General features: G+C 39.7%; 16 protein-coding genes. 7 read left to right on the top strand and 9 right to left on the bottom strand.

The window, feature by feature from the left end:
• Positions 1-25 precede the first annotated feature (25 nt).
• From ACFFRD_RS12610 to ACFFRD_RS12600, 3 genes are all read left to right on the top strand, one after another.
• Positions 26-1,072 carry a PstS family phosphate ABC transporter substrate-binding protein gene (locus tag ACFFRD_RS12610; protein WP_392481810.1) on the top strand — a complete coding sequence of 349 codons (1,047 nt, stop codon included), beginning with the start codon at positions 26-28 and terminating at the stop codon, positions 1,070-1,072.
• A 57-nt stretch (positions 1,073-1,129) separates the two neighbouring features.
• Positions 1,130-2,530 (top strand): ABC transporter substrate-binding protein, encoded by a 1,401-nt coding sequence (locus ACFFRD_RS12605; protein ID WP_392481809.1) that lies wholly within the window; start codon positions 1,130-1,132, stop codon positions 2,528-2,530.
• A gap of 288 nt (positions 2,531-2,818) precedes the next feature.
• A complete protein-coding gene (locus tag ACFFRD_RS12600) occupies positions 2,819-3,865 on the top strand; it encodes a PstS family phosphate ABC transporter substrate-binding protein (protein ID WP_392481808.1) in 1,047 nt (348 codons plus the stop codon).
• A gap of 54 nt (positions 3,866-3,919) precedes the next feature.
• On the opposite strand, the gene ACFFRD_RS12595 is transcribed toward ACFFRD_RS12600, so the two are convergent.
• Positions 3,920-4,639 (bottom strand): Crp/Fnr family transcriptional regulator, encoded by a 720-nt coding sequence (locus ACFFRD_RS12595; protein WP_012412419.1) that lies wholly within the window; start codon positions 4,637-4,639, stop codon positions 3,920-3,922.
• A gap of 524 nt (positions 4,640-5,163) precedes the next feature.
• On the opposite strand from ACFFRD_RS12595, the gene ACFFRD_RS12590 reads away from it, so the two are divergent.
• Positions 5,164-5,877: a DALR anticodon-binding domain-containing protein gene (locus tag ACFFRD_RS12590; protein WP_392481807.1), complete on the top strand. Its 714-nt coding sequence runs from the start codon at positions 5,164-5,166 to the stop codon at positions 5,875-5,877.
• Positions 5,878-6,057: 180 nt separating this feature from the next.
• Here ACFFRD_RS12590 and ACFFRD_RS12585 read toward each other — a convergent pair whose 3' ends face one another.
• Together ACFFRD_RS12585 and ACFFRD_RS12580 are read right to left on the bottom strand one after the other, a co-directional pair.
• Positions 6,058-6,927: a Cof-type HAD-IIB family hydrolase gene (locus ACFFRD_RS12585; protein WP_392481806.1), complete on the bottom strand. Its 870-nt coding sequence runs from the start codon at positions 6,925-6,927 to the stop codon at positions 6,058-6,060.
• 288 nt (positions 6,928-7,215) lie between these two features.
• A complete protein-coding gene (locus ACFFRD_RS12580; protein WP_392481805.1) occupies positions 7,216-7,914 on the bottom strand; it encodes a choice-of-anchor E domain-containing protein in 699 nt (232 codons plus the stop codon).
• 540 nt (positions 7,915-8,454) lie between these two features.
• Between ACFFRD_RS12580 and polA the strand changes: the two genes are divergently transcribed.
• On the top strand, positions 8,455-11,391 hold the full coding sequence (polA, locus tag ACFFRD_RS12575; protein ID WP_392481804.1) for a DNA polymerase I: 2,937 nt from the start codon (positions 8,455-8,457) through the stop codon (positions 11,389-11,391).
• A 217-nt stretch (positions 11,392-11,608) separates the two neighbouring features.
• On the opposite strand, the gene psb27 is transcribed toward polA, so the two are convergent.
• Entirely contained in the window at positions 11,609-12,013 is a 405-nt protein-coding gene (gene psb27 / locus ACFFRD_RS12570) for a photosystem II protein Psb27 (RefSeq protein WP_175586534.1), read from the bottom strand.
• A 381-nt stretch (positions 12,014-12,394) separates the two neighbouring features.
• On the opposite strand from psb27, the gene ACFFRD_RS12565 reads away from it, so the two are divergent.
• Positions 12,395-12,568, top strand: a complete 174-nt coding sequence (locus ACFFRD_RS12565; protein WP_392481803.1) for a hypothetical protein — start codon at positions 12,395-12,397, stop codon at positions 12,566-12,568.
• 171 nt (positions 12,569-12,739) lie between these two features.
• On the opposite strand, the gene ACFFRD_RS12560 is transcribed toward ACFFRD_RS12565, so the two are convergent.
• The 5 genes from ACFFRD_RS12560 to ACFFRD_RS12540 all read right to left on the bottom strand — a co-directional run bounded on the left by ACFFRD_RS12560 (position 12,740) and on the right by ACFFRD_RS12540 (position 18,789).
• Complete coding sequence (locus ACFFRD_RS12560; RefSeq protein ID WP_392481802.1) at positions 12,740-13,438, bottom strand: phosphatase PAP2 family protein; 699 nt, start codon at positions 13,436-13,438, stop codon at positions 12,740-12,742.
• A 147-nt stretch (positions 13,439-13,585) separates the two neighbouring features.
• The gene (gene cofH / locus ACFFRD_RS12555; protein ID WP_392481801.1) at positions 13,586-14,728 is read right to left on the bottom strand and encodes a 7,8-didemethyl-8-hydroxy-5-deazariboflavin synthase subunit CofH; all 1,143 of its coding nucleotides are present in this window, start codon (positions 14,726-14,728) and stop codon (positions 13,586-13,588) included.
• Positions 14,729-14,776: 48 nt separating this feature from the next.
• Entirely contained in the window at positions 14,777-16,723 is a 1,947-nt protein-coding gene (locus tag ACFFRD_RS12550) for an ArnT family glycosyltransferase (RefSeq protein ID WP_392481800.1), read from the bottom strand.
• A 194-nt stretch (positions 16,724-16,917) separates the two neighbouring features.
• The gene (locus ACFFRD_RS12545) at positions 16,918-18,096 is read right to left on the bottom strand and encodes a hypothetical protein (RefSeq protein ID WP_392481799.1); all 1,179 of its coding nucleotides are present in this window, start codon (positions 18,094-18,096) and stop codon (positions 16,918-16,920) included.
• A gap of 501 nt (positions 18,097-18,597) precedes the next feature.
• Entirely contained in the window at positions 18,598-18,789 is a 192-nt protein-coding gene (locus ACFFRD_RS12540; RefSeq protein WP_114084345.1) for a CbtB domain-containing protein, read from the bottom strand.
• Between the two features lie 712 nt (positions 18,790-19,501).
• Here ACFFRD_RS12540 and ACFFRD_RS12535 point away from each other — a divergent pair.
• On the top strand, positions 19,502-20,527 hold the full coding sequence (locus ACFFRD_RS12535; RefSeq protein WP_392481798.1) for a multicopper oxidase domain-containing protein: 1,026 nt from the start codon (positions 19,502-19,504) through the stop codon (positions 20,525-20,527).
• Positions 20,528-20,544: the final 17 nt, after the last annotated feature.

Here is a 20,544-nt window from a genome sequence, read left to right as displayed (position 1 = left end):
AGCTTTTGGTGCTAATAGTCACATAATGTCTCAGAAAAACGAAACACTTAGTCTTTTCTTAGCTGCTGTTATCACCATTGGCTTAATCTTTAGTGGCTTATGGTTTTTTATGGAACGGTGGGCACAGCTAAATGGAACTGCTGCTAAATCTTCGGGGACTAACAACACCGATAATCCGATAAACCAGTTTATCAGTATTAAATGTAACGTGCCAAACCTCTTAGAAGGGACATTCAACTATGGTGGTAGCACAACTTGGGCACCCATTCGTAAAGACGTAGACTCCGTACTAGAAAGCCAGTGCCCTCGGTTTATTTTACGTTACACTCAACCTCCATCAGGTAATGCAGGATCTGGAACTGGTATTCGGATGTTGATAGACAATCAACTAGCTTTTTCTCAATCTTCTCGTTCAGTAAAGGCTGAAGAAAATGCCGAAGCTCAACAAAAAGGATTTAGTTTGAAAGAAATTCCAGTGGCGATTGATGGAATTGCGATCGCTGTCAACCACGATCTCAACATCCCTGGTTTAACTGTGGCTCAACTCAAAGACATCTACACGGGCAAAATTACTAATTGGCAACAGGTAGGTGGGCCAAATTTACCCATTAAAGTTTACTCTCGTAATGAAGAAACTGGGGGTACAGTAGAATTCTTTGTCGAAAATGTTCTAAATAAAGAAAAGTTTGGTGCCAATGTTAATTACGTTGACACGACCACTGAAGCAGTACGAAAAGTAGCTGCAAATCCTGGGGGAATTTACTATGCTTCTGCCCCAGAGGTTGTACCTCAATGTATTATTAAATCCATACCACTGGGACGCACAAGCAGTCAATTAGTGCCTCCTTATCAACAACCGTTTGTACCTCCATCTCAATGTCCCAGTAAACGTAATCAATTGAATAGTCAGGCATTTCGTAGTGGAGATTATGCAATTACTCGCAATTTATTTGTAATTATTAAACAGAATGGCCAAGCAGATCAGCAAGCTGGCGAAGCTTATGCAAATTGGCTGCTGACATCTCAGAGTCAAGACCTGATCGAAAAGGCTGGATTTGTCAGAATTAAATGATCAAATGAGTTAGATTTAGCCAAATAATAAACATTTTTATTTTATTAAAATTTGTTCATGTCACAAAAGAATGAAACCGCAGTTTTAGCCTTGGCTCTGTTGCTGACAGTTGGAATAGTTGGCGGAGGTGTGTGGTGGTTTACTAATGGCTCTGGAGCCAAAATAAGTAATACCATCATTCCAGGTTCAGAAGCAGGCAAAAATCCATCCCTACAAGATCGGATTAGTTTTGGAGACAAAACTTTGACTCCAGGTGCGGTTTCTGCTGCAAAAAAAGAAGGAATCCAGGCGATCGCTGCTAAAAGTTATGATAAAGCGATCGCTAATTTCACAGATTCCCTAAAACTCAACCGTAACGATCCAGAAGCACTGATCTTTCTTAATAACGCCCGCATTGGCTCTTCCAAGAGTTACACCATTGTGGCTTCCGTAGCAATAGGCACTGACCCCAATGCGTCTTTAGAAATTTTACGTGGCATCGCTCAAGCCCAAAATGAAATTAATACCTCTGGGGGAGCTAAAGGAGTACTGTTGAGGGTAGGTATAGCTAACGACGACGACAATCCAGAAATAGCAAAGCAAATCGCTTCTAGCCTAGTCAGCAATTCAGAAGTATTAGGTGTAGTTGGGTCTATCACTAGCGATTCTACTTTAGCCGCAGGTACTATTTATACTTCTGGACAACTTGTAGCTATTTCCCCTACCAGTACATCTGTCAAAATTTCTAACTTTAGCCGCTACGTTTTTCGCACGGTTCCCAGTGATTTTATGGCTGCAAGAAGTTTAGCCAACTATATGGTGAGAACCTTGCAGAAAAAAAATGCAGTGGTTTTCTTTAATTCACAAAGCAACTATAGCCAGTCCTTAAAGTCTGAGTTTGTTTCATCTGTCTCTTTAGAAGGTGGACAGATATCCAGCGAATTTGACTTATCCAAGGCAGATTTTAGTGCAGCTAAAAGTATAGAAGAAGCAACTAAACAAGGTGCAGAAGTGCTTATGTTAGCTGCTAATACAGCAACTCTCGATAAAGCGCTGCAAGTAATTCAGATTAATCAAAAAAAGTTAACTCTGCTGGCAGGAGATGATGTTTATACCACCAAAACTTTAGAGATTGGTAGAGAACAAGCTGTGGGGATGGTAGTGGCGGTTCCCTGGCATATTGACAGCGATCGCAAGTCAGATTTCCCCCAGAAATCTCGGCAACTATGGGGTGGTGATGTGAGTTGGCGAAGCGCTCTCAGCTATGATGCGACAGTGGCTTTGATTGCCGCATTAAAACGCAATCCCACACGTTCTGGAGTCCAACAAGCACTCTTTTCCTCTGACTTTTCTGCCATCGGCGCTTCTGGTACAATTCGGTTTTTAGCATCAGGCGATCGCAATGCGTCAGTCCAACTTGTAAAAATCGTTCCTGGTTCTCGCTCTCGCACAGGTTATGACTTTGAGCCAGTGCGTTAATCAGCAATAAAAAATTAAAAATTAACCAATAGTTAACCTAAAAAAGCTCTCAAGATGAGAAATTGAGCTTTATAGGGAAAAATATTAGTGCTAACTAACAATTTATACCTTGTGGAGAAGTAACAAATAATTCAAAGGAAATTTACTATATCTAAAACCGTAAGTAATTCAGAAGTTAGGATTTGTCATAATTCACTAACAAAATACCCGTCCTCCAAATACAATCTCAAGTAGCAAGCACCTATTAAGTTAAGCACTTATATTGAATGGACGTGCGGGTAATTTACTATGTCTCAAAAAAATGAAACAACTATTCTTGTTTTATCCATCCTAATCACAGCCGGGTTAATAGCTGGCGGTTTTTGGTGGTTTAGTAGAAAGTCTGGTGTTGACCTAAATGCAATTAATTCTGGTAGCACCAAAACACCACAAGCTGTATCAGAACAACCTAGTGGCAAGACTTTTGCCTCAATACAAGATGTTCCTACAGGATTATTCAATTATGGAGGCAGTACATCTTGGGCACCGATTCGCTTGGTAGTTGATTCACCAATTCAAGCGGCGCGACCAGAGTTTCGGCTGCGTTATGTAGAACCCAGTAATGCATCTCCTGGTACTGGTACTGGCATCCAGTCACTGATAGACGGTCAACTAGCCTTTGCCCAGTCTTCTCGACCAGTTCTGGATCAGGAATTAAACCGCGCCCAGCAGCGTGGATTCAGTTTGAAACAAATTCCTGTAGCTATTGATGGTTTAGCAGTCGCAGTTAATCCCAACCTCAAAATCTCAGGACTGACTGTAGACCAATTAAAGTCAATTTACACAGGCAAAATCAATAATTGGAGCCAGGTGGGTGGCCCCAATATTCCGATTAAGCCCTATTCTCGCCGCATTGCTGATGGCGGTACTGTAGAACTTTTTGTCCAAGACATCTTGGGTGGTCAAGCTTTTAGCCCCAATGTGGAATTTATCTCCACAACCACCCAAGCCTTGCAAAAATTGGCTGGTAGTTCTGGTGGTATCTACTACGCTTCTGCCCCAGAGGTGATTCCTCAATGTTCAATCAAACCCTTACCGTTGGGGCGAACACAAGGGCAATATATTGCTCCTTACCAAGAAACATTTGTCCTCCCGTCTGAATGTCCTGGTAAACGGAACAAATTGAATATTGAGGCTTTCCAATCAGGAAAATACCCGATTACCCGCAATCTGTTTGTGGTGGTCAAACAGAATGGTCAGACTGAGCAGCAAGCAGGTGTCGCTTACGCCAACTTACTGCTGACTGAGCAGGGACAGGAACTGATTACCCAAGCTGGATTTGTCAAAATTCGCTGACACCTGGGATTACACTCAGGCAGAGTGGCGGAAATCGCCGCTCTGAACTCTGCTTTAACCAGCTCTATTAATCGATTCTGCTGGCAAACAAATTAAATTATCCCCTTGGGTGAGGATTAAGCCGCGTTGACGCAGCTTACCCATCAAGCGGGTCACGGTGACACGGGTCGAACCAATCGCGCTACCAATTTGGGCATGGGTGAGGGGGAAAGGCAGACAATAGCCGCGAATCACATCAGGATCGGTGTCGCTCATTGCTGGCTCTCCATATTCCTCAATTAACAATGTGAGAAATCCTAAGAGTCGATCAATTGTACGGCGTTGTCCCAAGGCACTCAGCCACAGCAGCTTACGCTGGTGCTGATACCTAAAGGCATCCATAACTTCACGACGGAAGTGAGGCCAGTTGTCTAGGTCATGCCAGTACATCCACAGCACCGCAGTTTGGTCAACATGGGCGTAAGCCTGGAGTGTAAATGGCGACTGAGCAACAATTTCAAATGGCTGTCCCGCTCCCACAAAACCCAAGAACGCTTCTTCTGGGGTTCTGTTGATTCGTCGAGACGTTAGCTGACTAGCTGTTGCACTAACTTGGGCAGTTCCTACCATGCGGATCGCACCCCTTTGCACCAAATATAGCAATCCAGGCCGGGCTGGAATGCGCTCATCTTTGCTAAAGGTACGGCATCGATAGTGTTCTTGAGCCCAGTCAAGAATTCGTTGCCAAGTTAAAAAAGGCCGTGATGCCTCAGAAAAGGAGGATGGAGATTGCATAGGTAACAAAGAGCGTTCGGCTGAAGACAAAGACGTGATCAAAAGGTGCAAGGAGTGTCTTTGTGTTGACGAGGCAGGCTTAACGCCTAACAGCGCCAGCCAATCCAAAGAATAGAAAGCAAATTACTCTCTACTCTTTTGTTATACTTCCTACTGTACAATGATGGTAGTAAAGTTTACTTACTATTCATCGATTATTCATCAAATTTTATCCTCTTCTCATTTTTCTTCATCTAAATTAAATTTATACCGCAAGATAGATGACAAAAAAGTAACAAATATATCTTACATAGCTGTTTAAATAATATTACGTGCATTATAAATTACCAGTTAGCAAATATAAGTCAATCAAGCAGTTATTGTACAGTTATTTAATAAAATCCCTAAGCATTGATACTTATAACGTAGAAAATGGATGCATAAAAGATAAAAAAATTCCTCTACATAAAGATAGAGATGTAAATAGAGTTTTATATACCTCAAGTGTGTCTCTGCAACTGTCAAAATCTCAGAATCGAAAAGCTATGGAGCTTGCTAGTGCGATCGCATCTGATTTATCAAGGACTTGTGGTGACGTTTTTACCATCCAAATTGTTCCCCCTGGCTGGATACATTTTGAATTGACTCACTCGACCTTAGCGACTTGGTTACAAAGTCTCGTAGTCGGGAGTTTGGGGGAAGTGGGAAAAGGACAGGGGAGCAGGGAGCAGGGAGCAGGGGGGAAAGAGGTAATTTTTAATTCTCCCCCTTGCCCCCTGCCCCTTGCCTCTCTGCCTTTTGTGCCCAATTTGTTTGCTGTTCAGCACGCCCATGCACGTTGCTGTTCGCTGGTATTGCTGGCTCACCGAGAGGGATTGATTAAACTTAAACAACCTGTTACAAATACTAGTCAAGGTTTTTGGGATGTTATTTCTCCTAACCCTCTACCTTGGCTCAACTGTGATCAAACATTACGACTAAATCATCCAGGTGAGCGTCGTTTAATTGCCGAGTTAATACAAGTAGTAGACAACATAGAGTCCCCTGATATTAACGGTTCTGTGAAATGGGAAAAATTAGCGCTGAATTTGAGTCAAGCTTTTGAACACTTCTGGTCTAATTGCCGGATTTGGGGTGAGGTGAAACTTACATTACCAGAGTTAGCACAAGCCAGACTCGGATTACTTATGGCTACTCAGTCAGTATTAAGATATGTACTAGAGGAAAAGTTGGGTGTTTTTGCGCCCTTGGAGTTATAAATCGGTAATGTCGCTTAGGCACAAATAAAAACTTTTATAATAGCTATTGACTCAATGCATCACCTCGGCTACATTAGCAGGTGTGTGAGGAGCGAACCAGCTAGGGCACCGAGACGAAACACGGCCAGTCGTCGGTGTCCTTTCTGATTTATAGGGTTTAGGCTTGAAAAAGTGTCCTCATTACAGCAAAAACTTTTCAATTGCTACTGCTGCTCCGTCTTCCTCTACACTAGGAGCTACCCACTGCGCGATCGCTTGAACTCCTTCAGGTGCGTTGCCCATAGCTACACCAAGTCCAACAGACTCTAGCATTTCTACATCATTGAAGTTATCACCAATCGCCATAACGTTGGCTATCTCTAATCCCAGTAACTCTTCGGCTAGGTAACGCACAGCAGTTCCCTTATTCACAGAGGCGTTAGTTGCTTCAAAGAAAGTAGCAACGGATGTTGTGAGATAAAGTTCAGCAGGTGTGTATTGGCGGCGCAAATTCCCCAATAACCGATCGATTAAATCTGTGTCATCAGATAAAGCGAGAATTTTTGTTGGTTCATTTGTTAAGGTTTGGCGCAAATCACCAACGGGAATCGGGATAATAGCAGAACGTTCTGCATAAATTTGGGTTTCTCTGGTTATTTCACGGACATATAGCTGATCGTTGATGTAAAAGTGGACAGATAAAAGCGATCGCAACTCAGGCTGTTCAAAATAGTCGAGTAGCTGGTGAGCCATTTCCCTGGAAACAGCCCAATGGCGATGAATTTGTTGGGTGTTCGGGTCTTGAATCCAGGCTCCCTGATAAGCCATTAATGGTAAGGTAGAGCCGATATCTTGATGAAAGCGCAAGGCTGAACGATACATTCTACCTGTAGCGATCGCTACTTGAATTCCTTTTGCTTGCGCTGCAACAATAGCTTGCTTTACACCTGTGCTGATGGTGTTAGAGTGTCCTGCGATCGTGCCATCTATATCCAAAACTAGTAGTTTAATGTCTTTTGCAGCAGCCTGATGATCGGTAGATGCCAAATGGATGGCAGATGCTTTCTGCATAATTTCCTAGATTTTAAGTTCCAGTAAGAGGTTAACAGGAGTGGGGAACATTAGCAAAAATTGGGTTCTCTAGTCAACCTAATTTTTATAACATGAAGATGCTGAATCACACGATTTTAGATTGCTATAGTATTTTTTAAATATTGCTAAAAATTTCTCACAACTCTGGATAATAATCCTAACAAAAAACCCCAATTATCGAAAAAATTGGGGTTTTTAATTTAAATTAAAGAGCCTAAAGGATAGATAAGATGGAAAAAACCACTTATTCAAGAAAGTCTATGATTTTTACCCTTTGATCCAGCTTTTTTTGCGTTGTGACAATAGACAAAGCCCAGCAATTAAACCAACTCCAAGTGTGGCAGAAGGTTCAGGTATCGATTTAACATCATCGTAGTCATAAGTTACTTTGATATTTGCTTTGGCAAGCGTTTGAACATAAGATGCTATGTTGCCCGAACCTGAAACTACTGAATTGGCTGTAGCTGAGAACAAAAAGTCTATGTTGCTATTACCAATGAAAGACTGCAAGAATTGGGTATTAGTGAAAGACTGAGTACCAGATTGTGTGGCAGTTAGTCCAGAAACAGTCTTTCCAGATGTACCACCAAAATCAATGCTGTTGTCAAATTGACCAACTTCGTAACTGAAGCTATTTTGTGGATTGAGCGCAAACAGAGACTGATTATTTAGTTTTAAGGTGAGTTGACTGGCAAGATTTACTGTTATATTGGCCGAGCTTTTACCCGTATTTTCAAAACCTGCATTTCCCAGGATATCGCCAGTAAATCCTATTGTCATACCTGTGAGTGTGCCTAGAGATGAGTCAAATTGTTGGACGCTCAGAGGTGCATCAGTGATATCTGTCAAATCATAATCTATGGAACTAGTGTACGAGAGAGAAGCTGCATTAGCTGCGCTAGATGTTGCAACAATTCCTGCCAAAGTTGTCGCAGTGGCAAGAGTGTTCAATAATTTTTTTTTCATGATGAAAGATTTTTCTAAAACGAATCATTACGGGATTACTAATTTATTTCTAACTCTGAAACTTTACTTGTAGGCTTGATAAATACACGTAACTTTATGTAAAGCTTTTATATTCTAGTCCCTGTGGAAAATATACTTCTTGATTGGTACATATAAAGTTTTCTTAAGGAAGAGAGGCTTTGTATAGTGGTAGTCTGAAGGCGAAATACTAAGCTAGTGTTTGTTGGTTCCTGAGAAGTAAGCTAGGTCTATCGAATTAAACATAAAGCGCTCAGGAGTATAGATCCCTGATTTCTGCTAAGAAGTTGGGGATTTGGTTACTATATTGATACCCACGTACCTAATTAGGGTAGTATATCTGACAAAAGTTACTTCTACTGGGATTCGGTACTAAAACTGCAAATGCGTAAACATTGATACGTCTAAAATAATACATAAATTATTTCGCACTCAAAAAGTGCGCTATTGTCGCCAAAACCAAGTTGAATAAGCATCTGAAATTGCTAACTATGTGACAAAGCTTCTGGCTAAAATAGGGCTATGTCTGAAACTTTCACTTCTGTAACTGCAACACGCCCCACGTTCATCCTTGTAGATGGACACTCGCTGGCTTATCGTTCATACTTTGCTTTCGCCAAAGGGCGAGATGGAGGACTGCGTACTAAAGCAGGGATTCCTACGAGTATATGTTTTGGTTTTGTGAAGTGCCTGCTAGAGGTAATGGCAACACAACAGCCTCAAGCAATGGCGATCGCTTTTGATTTGGGTGAGGCCACTTTTCGCCATGAAGCTGACGAGACTTATAAAGCCGATCGCAAAGAAACGCCAGAAGACTTCATTCCTGACTTAGAAAACCTGCATGAGTTGCTGAATGGCTTCAATCTACCAATTTTTACTGCCCCTGGTTTCGAGGCGGATGATGTTTTGGGAACCTTAGCACAGCGAGTAACTGCTGCTGGGTATAGGGTGAAGATTCTCACAGGCGATCGCGATTTATTTCAACTGATCGACTCTGACAAAGAAATCACTGTTCTGAATTTTAGTCCAGATGCCATAAAACGCTCTACAAATAGCATTACGGAATTTGAAGCAGAACAAGTCAAAGAGAAGATGGGCGTTTTACCTTCACAAATTATCGATTTCAAAGCTCTTTGTGGTGATAAATCAGATAATATTCCTGGAGTTAAAGGAATTGGAGAAAAGACAGCAGTACAACTGCTAAGTACCTATGGTTCCCTTGACAATATTTATGCTGCATTAGATGAAATTAAAGGCGCAACCCAGAAAAAACTGGCGAGTGGTAAAGAAGATGCCGATAAGTCTCGTTATTTGGCAACCATAGTTTTAGATGTTCCTATAGAAATTAATTTAGAAGATTGCAAATTAAAAGGCTTTGATACAAGCGTCTTATCCCCCATTTTAGAAAAGTTAGAATTCAAGTCTTTTTTAGGGAAAATCAACGACCTTCAACAACGTTTTGGTGGCAAAATTGAAGAAAAGCAAGAAGCCAAAACAGACGTAGTTAATCTTAACTCAGAATTGAGAGATGATGAAGATAATGATTTGTGGTTTTTCAGTGCTAGCGATACAGCAGCAGTTCCACAACAATCTACTTCTCCTATTACACCACGCATCATCAACACTGAAGCTAAACTAACTGAGTTAGTGAAACTTTTGCAAACATTTACCACCCCAGATATTCCCGTTGCTTGGGATACTGAAACTACCGCTTTAGAACCAAGAGATGCTGAGTTAGTAGGAATTGGTTGTTGTTGGGGAATGCAACCAGATGAGGTAGCTTATATTCCTGTGGGGCATAAAACTGGAGAAAATTTGCATAAAGATTTGGTGCTAAAAGCATTACGCCCAATTCTTGAAAGCGCTGATTATCCGAAAGCTTTACAGAATGCTAAATTTGATCGCCTAGTTTTAAAGTGTCAAGGGATTAATTTGGCGGGAGTAGTGTTTGATCCCATGTTGGCAAGTTACATTCTAAATCCAGACTCAAGTCATAATTTGATGGATTTAGGGCAGCGATATTTGGGATTGATAGCAAAAAGTTACTTAGATTTAGTTCCTAAAGGCAAAACCATCGCTGATATAGATATTCCCGCCGTTGCAGATTACTGCGGTATGGATGCTTATTCTACCTTTGGTTTAGTACCGAAATTGCGTGAGGAACTGGAGCAAATTCCAACTTTGTCTAAGCTATTAGTGGAAGTTGAACAGCCACTAGAAGCAGTTTTAGCCCAAATGGAATATACGGGTGTCCGTATTAATTCAGCTTATTTAAAAGAACTTTCGCAGCATTTAGAAACGGAGTTAGCCAGGTTAAAAGAAGAAGCAACTGAAATAGCTGGGGAAAATTTTAACTTGGGTTCTCCTAAGCAGTTGAGCCAAATATTGTTTGAAAAGTTGGGATTAAGCACCAAACATTCTCGTAAAATTCAAACGGGCTTCTCTACAGATGCAGCAACACTAGAAAAACTCCAAGAAGATGATAAAAGTGGTTTTGTTGAGGCGATTATTGAGTATCGCACCCTATCTAAATTAAAGTCTACTTATGTTGATGCCCTACCTGCATTGGTTCGTCCAGATACCCAGAGAGTGCATACTGATTTTAATCAAGCAGCAACATCAACTGGTAGGTTATCTTCTTCTAATCCGAATTTGCAAAATATCCCGATTCGTACAGCTTTTAGTCGCCAAATTCGGAAGGCCTTTTTACCTGAAGCTGGTTGGTTAATGGTGGCTGCTGATTACTCACAAATTGAATTGCGGATTTTGGCTCATTTGAGTCAAGAGCCGATATTAGTGCAAGCATATCAGCAAAATGAAGATGTTCACACTGTTACCGCACGGTTAGTATTTGAAAGAGAAAATATAACCTCAGAAGAAAGAGGAATAGCAAAAACTATCAATTTTGGCGTGATTTATGGAATGGGTTCTCTAAGATTTTCGCGCTCAACAGGGATAGATAAGAACATTGCCAACGAGTTCATTAAGCGGTTTAATGAACGATATCCTAAAGTTTTTGCATATTTGGAGCAAGTAAAAAAAGAAGCGATCGCTCTTGGTTATGTAGAAACTATTCTTGGTCGCCGTCGTTACTTTGATTTTACTAATAACAGTTTACGCAAATTAAAAGGCAGCAATCCAGAAGATATTGATCTGAGTAAATTGAAGAATTTGGGCCCTTATGATGCGGGTTTATTACGCTCGGCAGCTAATGCACCAATTCAAGGTTCTAACGCTGATATTATCAAAATTGCAATGGTAAGACTGCATGAGGTTTTGAAGAACTATCAGGCGCGTTTGTTGTTGCAAGTACACGATGAATTAGTGTTTGAAATTCCCCCGGATGAGTGGGAAGAATTACAACCGCAAATTAAGTCGGTGATGGAAAACGCAGTTCAGTTGAGCGTGCCGTTGCTGGTAGAGGCGCGTGTCGGTGAAAATTGGATGGATACAAAGTAAGTTGAATTTGGGACTGCGGATTTAGACAATTTTTATTGAAAAATTTAAAAGGTAATCAAGAGTCAAAACTTTTGACTCTTGATTCTTGATCATCAAATAGATAATAAGCTGTTTCACATTTAAATTGCATAAGCTAGGTGGGGTTTTCGGCCTAACCCACAAGAGTTATATTTAATTTGGTTATGCAAATTAGATGTTTTTTCGCTTAGTCTAAAAGTTAACCGCCACGCTTTAGCGCTGCCTCAACCTGCTGTAATTCCTTCTCTAAACGATTTTTGAGTTTTTCGGGTACGGGACGATTTGGGTAAGAACTGTAGTGTCCAGCCAGGGAATTAAGGGCTGTCCGCATGGTTGTAAAGGAACCAAGACCAGAAACAGAGTTAACTCGCTGATAGCGAGCCGAAAAGTCATTAATTTTCTGACGCGCTTCTGCTTGAACTGCTGTTTTGTCTGATGAATCTTGTGATAGATTCAGAGCCTGTCTCATCACATTGACTACAGCTAAGGTATCTTGGCGATAATCCCCAGTCAAACTATCTGGACTGCCAGAACAGCCCATTAAGCCGATAGACACAACCAAAACCAGCGCAAGCAAACGCGACCAATAGCGCTTCATATGCATTAATTAAAAGAATACGTAAATCAACGTCCATCCTATCTTGGATTGGTAACTTGGGGATCAATTGAATGGGGAGTAGGAAGTTGGTAAGGACTATTTCATTCCCTAAAAGGCGTTCATTTACAAGCATCTTGGGCAAAAAATTTAGATGATTAAAAAATCTGATTGGATAATTATCATAGTCATGGCTTCTCTACCAGACGCTACGCGCATAGTTTGCTTCGCCGTATGATGTACAGTAACGCACTTAAATTTACTTGTTGAGGCGGTAGTTTTTCGATTACCAACTGGGTGCAGATTTCTCGCTTAGGGACTTCCAAGAAATCAATTATCCAAATAAACGAACCACAGAGACAAGGCAGCGCGGTCTTGGGGGTTTCCCCCATGAGCGACTGCCGCACAGAGAACACAGAGGGAGAAGAGATAGAGAGAATTATTTGCGTTAGTTTTGGGATATTGTTTTATTTGGAAGTCCCTTATACTCTTGACAAAATTCCTGCGGCAGTTGGTGAGTATGGATTTCAATCGCCGATTCGACGAAATCCTCAGAAGGGATAATGCTCTCGTTATGGGTTTACTACTCTTTCTAAGATACAAGGTTGGGTGCAGCGATCGCGTAACCCAACATAAAATTTGGTGGTAATGTTGGGTTGCGTTTCACTCCACCCAACCTACATAAATAAATATATCTTTTAAAAAACTTTTGGTTTCAACATAAATGAGGTTTATTTAATCAACTGACTTTCCTTGCCTCAATCTCTGCAATTTCAGCATCGTAATACATATCATTAGCCACAAAAAGCCGACTCCATAACCTGCAATTATGTCTGTGGGCCAATGGACTCCTAAATATAAACGGCTAATACCAATAGCAGCAATTAAAATAACTGTCAAACTGTAAATTAACTTGGCAAAACGAGGATAATGAGTTGCCAATTCGTGAGCAATAAAACCATAAAGCACCATAGAGCCAAGTGCATGACCGCTAGGAAAACTAAAAGATTTTTCAGAAATTAATTGATGCCAGAGTTCCGGGCGAGGTTTAGAAAAAAATAACTTTAGCCCTGTATTTAAAATGAATGCTCCCAGGCAAGCAAGTAGAAAAAATCTTGCTTCTTCTCGATAACGTCGCCACCAAAGTAATAGTAGATTAATGCCGACAACGATGACTACTGTTGTAGGATTACCAAGATTTGTAATAAACAGCATTAAATTATCTAAATTTGGATTGGCAAACTGATGTAGCCATAACAGAAAAGTAGTATCAAATCTAAAAGCATCTCGCTCTAAAACCTCTTCAGCCAGTTGTGCTAAAACAAAAAGGATGAGAAGACAACTAGTAAGTCCAACAATACCAATTGTTGCAATTAAGGGAGCCAAACGAGGATGTATATGACGTAACCAGAAGTTAGAAATTTTTCGAATCATACTTTAATATCATTTTTTTCGCTGTGCCTCTGGGGTTAAAAAGTAATTTATTTAACCCCAGAGGTGCAGAAAACACAAAGTAAAGAGATTGGAAAGGAATTTTTTAACTAAAATTTTTATCCACCTTGAAAGGGCTACTCCTAACTCTTAAATCCTAACTTTTTGATAAAGAGTCTCACGTTGTTGGTAAGGTCGTCCTAAAGAAGCGATCGCAGTTTCTAAAGTCTCCACTTCCATACATGTACCGCCCAAAGCACCTGCCATTGTGGTGATATGCTCCTCCATCAAGGTGCCACCGATATCGTTGCAACCCCAAACTAGGGCTTCGGTTGCACCTGCAAGCCCCAGTTTTACCCAACTCTGCTGATGGTTGGGAATCCAATTACCCAAGTAAATCCGCGCCACAGCGCCTAGCAGCAGTGCATCGCTTAAAACTGGTTGATCGCGTCCAACACGGCGACGTAAGGGTTTGGGCGCTTCTTGACCAACAAAGGGTAATAAAATAAACTCTGTGATCTTTGCGGGATATCCCTGATTGATGGCAGTTTGTTGGAGCGATCGCAATTTTTCTAAATGTCCAATTTGCTGCTCGTGGGTTTCAATATGCCCAGATAACATGGTGCTAGTGGTATGTAAGCCTAATTTATGAGCGGTGCTGACAATTTCTAGCCAAGTTGCTGTATTAATCTTTTCTGGACACAATATCCGCCGTACTTCATCGTCTAAGATTTCTGCTGCTGTTCCCGGCATTGAGCCAACGCCAGCATCACGCAAAGCAATAATTACATCGGCATATTCAAGTCCATCAAGTCTGGCGATAAATTCCACTTCCTGGGGAGAAAAAGCATGGAGATGAATCTGCGGAAATTCCTGTTTGATGGTTTCCACTACCTTGAGATAGTAGGGCAAAGATTTACCATTTATCTGCGCTTGTGGATTTAACCCACCCTGCATACAGATTTCTGTTGCACCCCGTCGCACTGCATCTGTCGCTTTTTCCAAAATTTGCGCCGAATCTAACCAGTATGCACCGGCATCACCTTCATCTCGACGGAATGCACAAAAACTACAGTGCTGCTCACAAATATTAGTGAAGTTGATATTACGGTTAATTATGTATGTAACCGTATCGCCTGCTTGGGTATGGCGAAGTGCGTCTGATGTAGCACGAATTGCTGCGATCGCTTCTGGCTCTGTTTGTTGTAGCAATACCACTCCCTCTTGGGGAGATAAGTCGTACCCCATCAAGGCACGCTCAAGAATTTTTTCCACAGAAATTTTCGTTAGCATTATTTTCTCAGTAAATCTTAAATTGAAGATCCAGTAATAAATAAAATTTTACTTAATAAATATACCAAGGTCTGGAGAATCCCATGCTCGAAGATAAGTTTTACCTTTAAAATTAATCTCTTGATATTTATTGCTTTTACTTTTTTTAGTTTCCATTGAAATAATCCCACAAGGTTCAAAATCTTTATAAGAATCTTCTTTTTCTAAAACTGCCGAAATATTGGTTACATTAATATGTTGAATTTTAACAATTTCTTGATTCTTTTGCTGCAAAAGTACCCAAAAAGGATATTCCCAAGGGTCATTTCCCATTGATAGCCCAACAGTAGAGCATTTCTTTGAATTTAAAAATTCAACTGCTCCTATATAAGTATTTTTTAGGTAAAGTCTATTACTAAAATACTGCTCAATTTTCTGAGTTTGGAATATATTGTTGCTATCAAAAATAGGTTTATACCTATTGCACAATACCCAAGGTAATGATGATATTAGCAAAAACGTTACTATAATAATTGCTATTTTTTGCTTTTTAAGCTTAGATAAAACAACACCTAAGAATGGGGACATTAAGATAAAAAAAGGCAAATGAAGACGACTATTCCAGGCTTGCCATTTTACAAAGTAGCAAAATAGAAAAAATGTAGCTGCGGTAGTAATTAGATAATCTAAAATATTACTTTCTTGTCGAATATATTTTCTAGTTATGAAAATTATAATACATATTATTATCAATGTAAGATGTACTAAATTTCCGGCACTATTTTCATTACCAGATATCCCAATTGTTGACCAACCTCCTGGGACAAAAAATGATTTTGAGAAAGTTATCCGAGGATCGTTAACATCGACACCGAGAAATATATGGATAATTTGAATTAATCTATTTGTTATTCCATTCCATAAACCAATCGGTGTACCTATATGCAAAGCAATATTCCTCAAAATATTAGAAATTAGTATATTAATACCGAGTATTTCATTACGATAGCCACCTGGTTCACCCAATGGCGAACCAAATAAATTATAATTACGTAAATAGTGACTAATATTCAGTAATAAAGATATACTTCCTACTATCAAGGCTGGCTTCCATGCTTTCCAGCGTAAACTTTTAATCTGGTAAAATCCAAACCAAATCAAGAAGGGAAATACATAAAAATAAGCAGTCCCTTTACTTAAAATAGCTAGTCCTATGCTACTACCAATATTAAATGAGTTCGTCCAAATATCTCTTCTTCCTGCTTCAATAGCTGATAGTAAGTAGTAGGCAACACAAACTACCCAAAATGCAAGTACATAATCATTTTGAGTGCTTGAAGCTTGCAAAATTCCCATAGGAATTGTTGCAGTTATAACAGTAGAAAAAACCTGACCTCGTAAATCTGCTTCAAGTTTTTTAGCAATTAATGAGACTGCAATAATACAGCCAATCATACTAAACCATTGAACTAAGTTAGCGAAATAGTCACCATCACTCAGAATTTGAAAGTGCAAAATTACGAACTCTGTCCAAGGGTTTTGATATAGCTGTGGAGTATAATTTGTTGGATAATGAGCAACGCTATAATTTTGTATCCAATGAGCAACACGACTCATGTGATAATCCATAGAATCCCAGTTATTTGGTGGTGCGATGATGGCAATTAATCCAACTATTGCTACAATGAAACCTACGCCACATAACAATAAATTTACGAGGGATGGGATTTGAGTATTTTTATTTACTTGGGTGTAATTATTTGTCTCTAAAATATTAGGATTTTGGGAATTTAACCGAAAGCATATATAAATTAAGATGATACATATTAATCCCCAAGTTGCTAATATCCAGGCAAAAGTAATTAATTTAAAAATACTCAAAAATTCTGTGATTACAGCGATCAAAATTCCCCAGTAAGTAGATGTTAATATCAGCGATTCACGCCAATCGGTACGATTTTTATTAATTAACCAAAAAATAGCAATCCAAGAAAGGAGAGGCAAAAATATAAACATAATAAAAACTAGACTAATATTAGTATTCGTAATTAATCAATGCTTGACAAGTATATGCAATAGCTTAGGTTTTCTTAGTACACTATCTTTTTATAGTTTGCATAACCTATTAACAAAAAAAATAGTGTGGTTTTACCACAACTATTTTAATTAATACACATCGTTAGGGACGCAAGGTCTTGCGCCCCTACGACTTAAGCATTGGTATTACTAATTTCTCGCGGTGTTCGTCGGTGCTGTATTAGCAATCCAATCGCCATACCAATGCCGACGAAGGCTGTAAAGTAGAATAAACCAATTAATCGGATATAAATTGGTGGTGCGATCGCTTCAACTTCAACTTCTTGCGCTACTTTTACTGGTGCAAATTGACGCTTAGATCCTGGTAGAGGAGTTGCTTCCACCTCGATTTTGTGGGGTGAACCATCAAAAAACTGTTCTTGCCATGTTAACTTACCTTGCTCGTCGGGAATACCTTTGTAGTCAAAGACTGTTAAATTATGTTCTGTGGCGATCGCTTTCACTTGCAACGCTACATCTGTGATCGGTTGTCCGGTTGCTGTATCTTTCAGTTGTAGTGCTAAATTCGCAAGTTTTCCGACAGTTGCGTTTTTATCTCCGTCAAGGCTAATTTCCAATCCTTGAGATTTCTGAGATGATGGTGCAATTACTTCAGTACTACTTGGATGGTGTTCACTGCCATGAGCTTCTGCAACTTCTGCACTAATATTGATAACTAATAGGGTTACTATAGCCACCACTGTCAATGCACTTAATAAAAGGCGTACTGACTGTGGCGCAATTTCTCCTTGTTGTAGTTCTCCTTGTCCGCCGATAACCCAACCACCTAACAATCCAAGTGATAGTAAAATAGCTGCGATAACCACAAAATATTTATATTTGATTGGATTTTCGTGGACATTCAGATTTAAAATTTGCTGATATGGAGCAAAAGCATTTGCTACTAAAGGTGATACATTTACCATTAGTTGGTAGTTACCACGAATGGGTAACATCTGCTGAATTTCTAGCTTACCATCAGGTGCAGTAGCATTCATTTGCAGCAATTTTGTTCCCTCAACAATAGGGAAATCTGTTGTTAACCAAGGATTAGGCGGTGGTGTTAGAATTTGTAGGCTAATTTTGGTATTTTCTAAATGTTTACCCGCAGCATCAACAGCTTGTAAGGTCAGGGTAACAGGAGATTGTGGTTTTTCTGCCTCTGCTTCAAAGGGAAGAATACGTTCTAAAGTTGGGTTGGTAGAGAGTAGCACTCTGGATGTAGGGGTTTGGGAATTTCCTACAAAAGAATAAAGAATTGACAAGGTGATGCAAACAGCACTGATAACCCCAAAAAGTCGATATTTTTTCATAAAAACTTACGGTAAATGTGAAACTTTTGTACTTTTTACAACTTACAGCATATATGAACCACATCCGTCGTAGTAGGGGTGCAAGGTCTTGCGCCCCTACTTATGGTCTATTTACCTGAAAATCGCTGTAAATCTTAATAGCAGTGGATGAAAATTACTCCAGATTTTTATTAGTAAGTAAAAGAATTATTGATAAATTCAGACATCATCAGAAATACGGCGTTGCTGAATTCAGGTATGAAAATGATTTTGCGTGATTTCAAAACCCTTGTAGAGACGTTGCAATGCAACGTCTCTACACTAAGATTCATATATCTAATCAGCAACGCCAAAAATACAGTTAATGTAAGGTGGAGATGAAAAAAGCATCTCTACATTACCTAAAAGTTATTTCCAAGCAAAAAAGCTGGTGCGGAACCTGCGATATTTTAGCGTTGTAACTTTGTTATGTTAACTAGCAAAGTTTTTCATTCACCTAAAAAATCTTGTGATTATGATAATTTAGTGACATGGAACGCCTAATGTATGGTGACGCGCTGAGTGTGCTGTGTTATGAACCGCAGGATAGGTGGAGAACAAAACAGTCCAGATAACTAAAGAAGATAGCACCATATAAAGTGTTACCTGCACAGGCTTGGATAAGGTAATACCTGCGGTTTTCTGCAATACTGACATTTGAGAAAAAGTAGTCATTTTTGACCTCCTAGTAATTAATTTGGGTAATTTATCAATCAAAAGGCATGATGCCACTTGATTGGAAAAAGATATACGATCAACTTTGTATTTGACAAGTGTGTATCAAATGTATTGTGTAATTCGACTTTAGTGAATACTATACTATCCTTTGAACATCGGCTCATCAGGATGTAGAAATCTCCACATAAAATCCATACAAATAACAAAAGAATGACACATAGATTTGAATGACGGCATTTTCAAAGCTGATAACACGAAGGTAACAGATTAAAATTAAAAATCAAAAATGCTCATGTTACCAAGCATCCAAAATTCCTTGAAATGTAATTGATGTTATCTCTAAGCCAATTAAATACACTACTAATTACCGATATTTGCTTGCTTGTGTCTATATCCAAGATGCTATTATACTCATTGTTTGTACTATAGGCATTGCTGAAGCAATAAGCATATCAGGAATAGGTATAAAACAGCTAGTTTTTGCTAAACATAATTTATACATAATTTAAACGTAATAATACTGTTGAAACAAAGCAAGTTTGGCTAGAATTTTTAAAGACTGATTCTAGCTTGATCTAGATTTAGCAATCTAAATAACAGTTTTTAAGCACTATCAAATTATTGACAATAATTATTAATTCCTCTAAGCTTTAAAAGCAATTGCAAATCTTTTGCAACTCTTTTTTGGTGCTTACCGTAACTAAATGTCATGCCCAACAACTTCGCTCTAGGTAACGGAAAGCCTTGGAGCCGCCGTCAATTATTGAAGCTGGGACTAGCAGCTGCTGGAGTGACTGGTGCAGCTGGACTTTGGCAGATGCTAAATCTACAAAGCAAGTCAATCGTCAAAGTGCCACCATTCAACATGGAAACACCAGACGATGTTACTAACCCGATGAAGATGTTAAGGGATTTTGATTATGGGACGGTAAAGCAAGAAAATGGGCGGACTATCCGTGAATTTCAGCTAACTGCTGGTACTTCCATCATAAAGCTCAATAGTGCTGTCTCTTACAACATCTGGGACTTAAATGGTCGCATACCAGGCCCAACGCTACGGGCAAAACAGGGCGATCGCATTCGGATACTATTTCTCAATAACGCGGGACATTCTCATTCTTTGCATTTTCATGGGGTTCATCCGGCGGAAATGGATGGTGTTCGCCCAATCAGCAATGGTAGCGCCACAATTTATGAATTTGATGCTGAACCTTATGGTGTACACCTGTACCACTGCCATATTGAACCAGTCACCCGTCACATTGCTAAGGGACTATACGGGATGTTTATCATCGATCCACCTACTCCCCGTCCTCCGGCTGATGAGATTGTACTAGTGATGGGTGGGTATGACGTGAATGATGATAGCCATAACGATTATTATGCCTTCAATGGTCTGCCGCACTATTACATGCATAATCCCATTCCTATTTACAAAGATCAGTTGATTAGGCTGTATGTCCTCAACATCATTGAATACGATCCAGCAGTGACTTTTCATCTCCATGCCAACTTCTTTGATGTCTATCGCTATGGCATGAGTATGACTCCTAGCGAGAAAACTGATGTGATTACGATGGGTGTAGCAGAAAGGCACATCTTGGAATTTGCTTTTCGCTACCCAGGTAAGTATATGTTCCATCCCCATCAGGATGCGATCGCAGAAAGTGGTTGCATGGGTCAATTTGAAGTACTTACTGAGAGTAACTCTCAAAATACTGTAAAAAATTCTTAAATAAATAATTTGTCATT

Origin of the sequence: Nostoc sp. C110 (assembly GCF_043099725.1) — a bacterium.
In the GTDB taxonomy this organism is placed as follows: domain Bacteria; phylum Cyanobacteriota; class Cyanobacteriia; order Cyanobacteriales; family Nostocaceae; genus Nostoc; species Nostoc muscorum_A.
Note: the sequence above shows the minus strand (reverse complement) of the source record. Positions and strands in the feature narration are given on the sequence as shown.